Below are 6,182 nucleotides of genomic sequence, written 5' to 3'. Positions count from 1 at the left end.
GTTCTTTTCACCTTTCCCTCACGGTACTATGCGCTATCGGTCGCCAGGTAGTATTTTGCCTTGGAGGGTGGTCCCCCCTGTTTCTCGCAAGGTTCCTCGTGCCCCGCGATACTCTGGATACTGACCCGGATGACCCGCCTTTCGGCTACGGGGGTTTTACCCGCTGTGCCTGACCTTTCCAGGTCATTCGCCTAAACGTTCCATCCTTTTTGTCAGTCCTCAACCCCGTACCACCGAAGTGATACGGTTTGGGCTTGTGCCCATTTCGCTCGCCGCTACTTTGGGTATCTCGTTTGATTTCTCTTCCTCCGGGTACTTAGATGTTTCAGTTCCCCGGGTTTGTCTTCCTTTCGGATGGCAGGACTTCTCCTGCCGGGTTGCCCCATTCGGACATGTACGGCTCAATAGATGCTTGCTCTTCCCCGTACCTTTTCGCAGCTTACCGCGTCCTTCTTCGACTCCTGGCGCCAAGGCATCCACCATATGCCCTTATTCGCTTAACTTCGGCAAAACTGCCATAACCATCATTCTGCTTCGTCAGCGCTTCACTTCGTTCATCAGCGTATAATGATACGTTTTCTTCCCTCAGTTTTGCCCTTCCTCGCATAATAATGCTTCTTGCAGCCTTGCCGTTACACTTCAAGATTTCCCTTAAAATGTCACCTTCAGCTTAAGTCATTTGTTTTTGTCTTAGCTTGTTTTAGTTTCCTAATTGTGCTTGGTCCAACTATTCCCCGCCATCCTCTTGAAAATTTCTTCTCACAAGTTTGGCATTGGTGATTAATTGTTCTTTGCTTTTCTTCTGTGTAGTTTTCAATGTGCAATTATGGTGGGCCTAAGTAGACTTGAACTACTGACCTCACGCTTATCAGGCGTGCGCTCTAACCAGCTGAGCTATAGGCCCATTTCTCTTCTGGTGGAGACGAGGAGATTTGAACTCCTGACCCCCTGCTTGCAAGGCAGGTGCTCTCCCAGCTGAGCTACGCCCCCATTAGTTCTATCTATTTTTTTTTGAGGGAGAAACCCTCAAAACCAAACAATACATATTCCGGATGTGCTCGACGGATTGTTTTAATCCTTAGAAAGGAGGTGATCCAGCCGCACCTTCCGATACGGCTACCTTGTTACGACTTCACCCCAATCATCGCCCCCACCTTAGACGGTCGGTGCCTTGCGGCCCTTAGCCGGCTTCGGGTGTGAATGACTTTCGTGGTGTGACGGGCGGTGTGTACAAGGCCCGGGAACGTATTCACCGCAGTATGCTGACCTGCGATTACTAGCGATTCCGACTTCATGCAGGCGGGTTGCAGCCTGCAATCCGAACTGGGAGACATTTTTTGGGGTCCGCTCCAGATCACTCCTTCGCTTCCCTCTGTGTGTCCCATTGTAGTACGTGTGTAGCCCAGGACGTAAGGGGCATGATGACTTGACGTCATCCCCGCCTTCCTCCGCGTTGTCCGCGGCAGTCTCACTTGAGTTCCCACCTTTACGTGCTGGCAACAAATGATAGGGGTTGCGCTCGTTGCGGGACTTAACCCAACATCTCACGACACGAGCTGACGACAGCCATGCACCACCTGTTTTCTTGTCCTCCGAAGAGAAAATATCCATCTCTGGATACGTCAATCAATGTCAAGCCCTGGTAAGGTTCTTCGCGTTGCGTCGAATTAAACCACATACTCCACCGCTTGTGCGGGCCCCCGTCAATTCCTTTGAGTTTCAACCTTGCGGTCGTACTCCCCAGGCGGGATACTTATTGCGTTTGCTCCGGCACAGGAGGGGTCGATACCCCCTACACCTAGTATCCATCGTTTACGGCCAGGACTACCGGGGTATCTAATCCCGTTCGCTACCCTGGCTTTCGAGCCTCAGCGTCAGTTACAGTCCAGAAAGCCGCCTTCGCCACTGGTGTTCTTCCCAATATCTACGCATTTCACCGCTACACTGGGAATTCCGCTTTCCTCTCCTGCACTCAAGAACCTCAGTTCGGACCCCATCACGGGGTTGAGCCCCGCACTTTTAAGATCCGCTTAATGTTCCGCCTGCGCTCCCTTTACGCCCAATGATTCCGGACAACGCTTGCCGCCTACGTATTACCGCGGCTGCTGGCACGTAGTTAGCCGTGGCTTTCTAACAGGGTACCGTCATTCACTATACTTATTGGCTATAGTGCCGTTCGTCCCCTGCAACAGAACTTTACGATCCGAAGACCTTCCTCGTTCACGCGGCGTTGCTCCGTCAGGCTTTCGCCCATTGCGGAAGATTCCCCACTGCTGCCTCCCGTAGGAGTCTGGGCCGTGTCTCAGTCCCAATGTGGCCGTTCATCCTCTCAGACCGGCTACTGATCGTCGCCTTGGTGCGCCGTTACCGTCACCAACCAGCTAATCAGACGCAGGCCCATCTCCAAGCGATAGCTAAAAGCCACCTTTGGTAATACTGCCATGCAGCAGTATTACAACATTCGGTATTAGCACCCCTTTCGGAGTGTTGTCCCCATCTTGGAGGCAGGTTGCCTACGCGTTACTCACCCGTTTGCCACTAAGCCCTTACCGAAATAAGAGCCTCGTTCGACTTGCATGTGTTAAGCACGCCGCCAGCGTTCGTCCTGAGCCAGGATCAAACTCTCCATAAATTTATCGGAGAGCCAATTTGGCTCTTGTCATTTTTGTTAAAAAGAAATTGTTTCAGGTTTTTATTTAAACCGCACATCCGGTATGTTTCGAAAACATATGATGTATTGTTCAGTTTTCAAGGTGCCTGCCTCAACGAGTCAGCTTGTATATATTATCACGCGCTGTTTCGTTTGTCAAGGACTTTTTTTCGCCCGGTTCCCCGGCCGCCGCTCTCTTGAGCGCAGGAATTATTATATCTAAACTTTCTCCCTTTGTCAATCCCTTTTCCCGCTTTTTATACAATATTTTAATAAATAAAGCTGTATCAAAAGGTATAGCACCCTGCAATACAGCCTTGTTTTCTCATAAATCAGTTATAGCTAATCCGGTATCATGCATGAATTGCGATATTTTATACACTCCGCGGCTAACCGTCAGGTAATTTTCCGGTGTGAGTGACTGCTGCCCGTCGGACAATGCTTTAGCCGGATTAGGATGCACTTCGATCATCAATCCATCAGCACCGGCTGCTATTGCAGCAAAGGCCATCGGTTTTACCATTCTCCATTTACCGGTGCCATGGCTGGGATCTACTATTATTGGTAGATGACTTAAATGCTTCACTGCGGCAACAGCACTCATATCCAATGTATTTCGTGTATATGTTTCATAAGTACGTATACCGCGTTCACACAAAACCACATTATTATTTCCTTCCTTCATAATGTATTCAGCTGCATTAAGCCATTCTTCCAGTGTCGCCGCCAATCCTCTTTTTAATAGAACAGGTTTTTGGGATTGTCCCACTTCCTGCAGCAAGCGAAAATTTTGCATATTCCTTGCACCGACTTGCAACATGTCGGCATATTTTGCCACCGTCTCTACGGCTTCCACTTCCGTGACCTCTGTCACAATTTTCAATCCGGTTTGATTACGAGCCTCAGCCAAATATTTTAACCCTTCATCTTTCAATCCCTGGAACGAATAAGGTGATGTACGCGGTTTATAGGCACCGCCGCGTAAAAACTGGGCACCGCCCTTTTTGACTATTTTTGCAGCCTCCAGCAATTGATTTAATGATTCTACCGCACATGGACCAGCCATTATCACGGGATTCCCGTCACCTATTTTTATTCCGTCAACATCAACAACACTTGAAATCGGATGAAACTCGCGACTGGCCAGTTTATAACTTTTTGATATTGCCACTGTATGGTCTACGCCATGCAGCGCCTCTAACGATAATGTATCTATGTTTCTTTTGTCTCCAATGAGTCCGACAATCTTTTGTTCGCTACCCTCCATAATTTTGGCGCACAATCCCACATTTTCAATTGCTTCAACAACTTCTTGTATATCCCTTTTTGTTGCATCAGGATTCATTATTACTATCATAGTTTACACCTCTAAATAATATTTATTTTATTACAGGAAACATCCCCATATTCTTAAGCCATAGGCATTTATCATTAAGATTAGTCAATAATTTATCTATGATGTTTTGACTTTTAGCGGCAATGTCTATTTCAAAAAAGAACATATAATTGCCCAATCCTTTCTTACTAGGACGTGATTCTATATGGGTCATATTCACATCATATTTAGCAAATTCCAGCAATATGTCACATAAACTACCGGCCTTTCTTCCGTCCATACGGCAGACAATCAACATTTTTTCATTGGGTCCGGCAGCAATATTGTGTCCTTTTTTATTCAGCAGCATAAACCTGGTGACATTATCGTCATCATCTTGTATGTCAGAAAATATTGGTATTAATCCATATATTTCAGCTGCCCTTGCCGATGCCACTGCAGCCGCACCATTTAATCCATCAGCAACCATTTCAGCTGCGTAAGCAGTACTGGATGTTTCCAGAGTAGTTGTATCAGGATAATATTGCTGCAAAAATCTGCGGCATTGTGACAACGCTTGTGAATGTGAGACTATTTTATCAATCCTTGTTTTTTTTTCTTTTACCAATAGTTGATGACGAATCGGCCAAATAAATTCCATACTTACTTGCAAATCTACATCTAATGCCAATGTGTCCAGCGTAACCCGCACAGAACCTTCCAACGAATTTTCCACCGGTACAACGCAATAATCAATCAGTCCTTTATCAGCAGCTACAAGCACATCAACTATACTGTGATAAGGTTTTAACTGCCACTTATATCCGAGCAGTTCATTTATGTGTACAGCAGCTGCTTCACTGTACGTACCGCATGGTCCTAAAAAGCCCAATACAGCCAATCTTCCATTCACCTCCAAAAAAATAAACCTCGCCCTGTAAAGGGCGAGGTTTTCTCACGTTACCACCTTAATTGACCTTAAAAAGGTCATCTCATCTAAGGCACAGGCATAAAGCCGATACCTGCTCACATTTAACGGTTGAGTTCCGGCACCACCTACTAAGAAATTCAGTGGGCAACTCCTAGGTGAACTTGGGCGGTTATTTTTATGCCACATTCCAGCAAGTATGGCTCTCTGTAATAATCACAACTGCTTACTTTTCCCATTCATCATTTTTACACATATACATTTCTAATTTAAATTATATTATCATAAATAGTTACTTTTTGCAAACATTATTTTTTACCAGTATAATTTATTTTTAACAAACAAAAAAGCCCTTCTCGTGGAGAAGAGCTGCTATTACGATGGTGCCGTTGGTGGGAGTCGAACCCACACACCCGTGAAGGCGGCAGATTTTGAGTCTGCTGCGTCTGCCAATTCCGCCACAACGGCATTAATATGTGCTGTGAAACATGTAATATTATATTATCAAAACTATTTATTGTCAATATATTTTATAGATTTTTTAATTCCAATCCCACCGGACAATGATCGCTGCCTAATATATCGCTATAAATGAAGGCATTGGCAATATTGTCCTGCATAGATTCAGAAATCAGAAAATAGTCAATGCGCCAACCGGCATTTCTGTCGCGTGCTTTTCGTAAATACGACCACCAGCTATACGCACCGACTTTATCTGGATATAAAAACCGGAACGTGTCAATAAATCCAGTAGCCAGCAATTGAGTAAACGCATGTCTTTCTTCATCAGAAAATCCGGCATTTTTATGATTGCTGGCAGGATTTTTTAAATCTATCTCTTCATGCGCGACATTTAAATCGCCGCAGACGATTGTCGGTTTATTTTCCTTTAACCCAAACAGATATTTACTGAATGCCTTTTCCCACTCCAGTCTATAAGACAATCTGGCAAGTTCATTCTTAGAATTTGGTGTATATACAGTAACCAAATAAAATTTATCCATTTCTAAAGTTATTACACGACCTTCTTGGTCATGTTCTTCTATGCCAATTCCATAAGTTACATGCAATGGCTTTTTCCTGGAAAAAACTGCTGTTCCAGAGTAACCTTTTCGCACTGCGCTATTCCAATATTGCCAATATCCCGGTAAATCCAATTTTAATTGTTCCGGCTGCATTTTTGTTTCCTGTAAACAAAAGAAATCAGCATCAAGTTTATTAAATGTTTCCATAAACCCTTTATTTACACAAGCACGTAATCCATTTACATTCCATGATACAAATTTCAT

Annotated in this window: 3 protein-coding genes, 3 tRNA genes, 2 rRNA genes and 1 other annotated feature (1 of these 9 only partly in view); all 8 genes read right to left on the bottom strand. The window is 44.9% G+C overall.

The genetic code is table 11. The annotated features are described in order from the left end of the window. Nucleotides 1-503, bottom strand: a 23S ribosomal RNA gene (locus F8M42_RS02445) (it extends 2,419 nt beyond the left edge of the window). A 324-nt stretch (nucleotides 504-827) separates the two neighbouring features. Next, a tRNA-Ile gene (locus F8M42_RS02440) sits at nucleotides 828-904 on the bottom strand. A 10-nt stretch (nucleotides 905-914) separates the two neighbouring features. Then, nucleotides 915-990: transfer RNA gene (locus F8M42_RS02435), tRNA-Ala, on the bottom strand. A gap of 92 nt (nucleotides 991-1,082) precedes the next feature. Continuing rightward, a 16S ribosomal RNA gene (locus F8M42_RS02430) occupies nucleotides 1,083-2,632 on the bottom strand. The 16S and 23S rRNA genes sit together here with 2 tRNA genes alongside, the layout of an rRNA operon. 343 nt (nucleotides 2,633-2,975) lie before the next feature. Further along, complete coding sequence (gene aroF / locus F8M42_RS02425; RefSeq protein WP_182187817.1) at nucleotides 2,976-4,007, bottom strand: 3-deoxy-7-phosphoheptulonate synthase; 1,032 nt, start codon at nucleotides 4,005-4,007, stop codon at nucleotides 2,976-2,978. Between the two features lie 22 nt (nucleotides 4,008-4,029). After that, on the bottom strand, nucleotides 4,030-4,878 hold the full coding sequence (gene pheA, locus F8M42_RS02420) for a prephenate dehydratase (protein ID WP_182188597.1): 849 nt from the start codon (nucleotides 4,876-4,878) through the stop codon (nucleotides 4,030-4,032). 24 nt (nucleotides 4,879-4,902) lie between these two features. Then, nucleotides 4,903-5,145 (bottom strand) — a binding site (T-box leader). A 129-nt stretch (nucleotides 5,146-5,274) separates the two neighbouring features. Beyond that, nucleotides 5,275-5,361: transfer RNA gene (locus F8M42_RS02415), tRNA-Leu, on the bottom strand. Between the two features lie 62 nt (nucleotides 5,362-5,423). Next, nucleotides 5,424-6,182 (bottom strand): exodeoxyribonuclease III, encoded by a 759-nt coding sequence (locus F8M42_RS02410; protein WP_182187816.1) that lies wholly within the window; start codon nucleotides 6,180-6,182, stop codon nucleotides 5,424-5,426.

The sequence above is a fragment of the Pectinatus frisingensis genome (assembly GCF_014076555.1).
Taxonomy (GTDB): domain Bacteria; phylum Bacillota; class Negativicutes; order Selenomonadales; family Selenomonadaceae; genus Pectinatus; species Pectinatus frisingensis.
The sequence above is the reverse complement of the archived record's forward strand: the minus strand, read 5'-3'. Positions and strand labels throughout refer to the sequence as shown.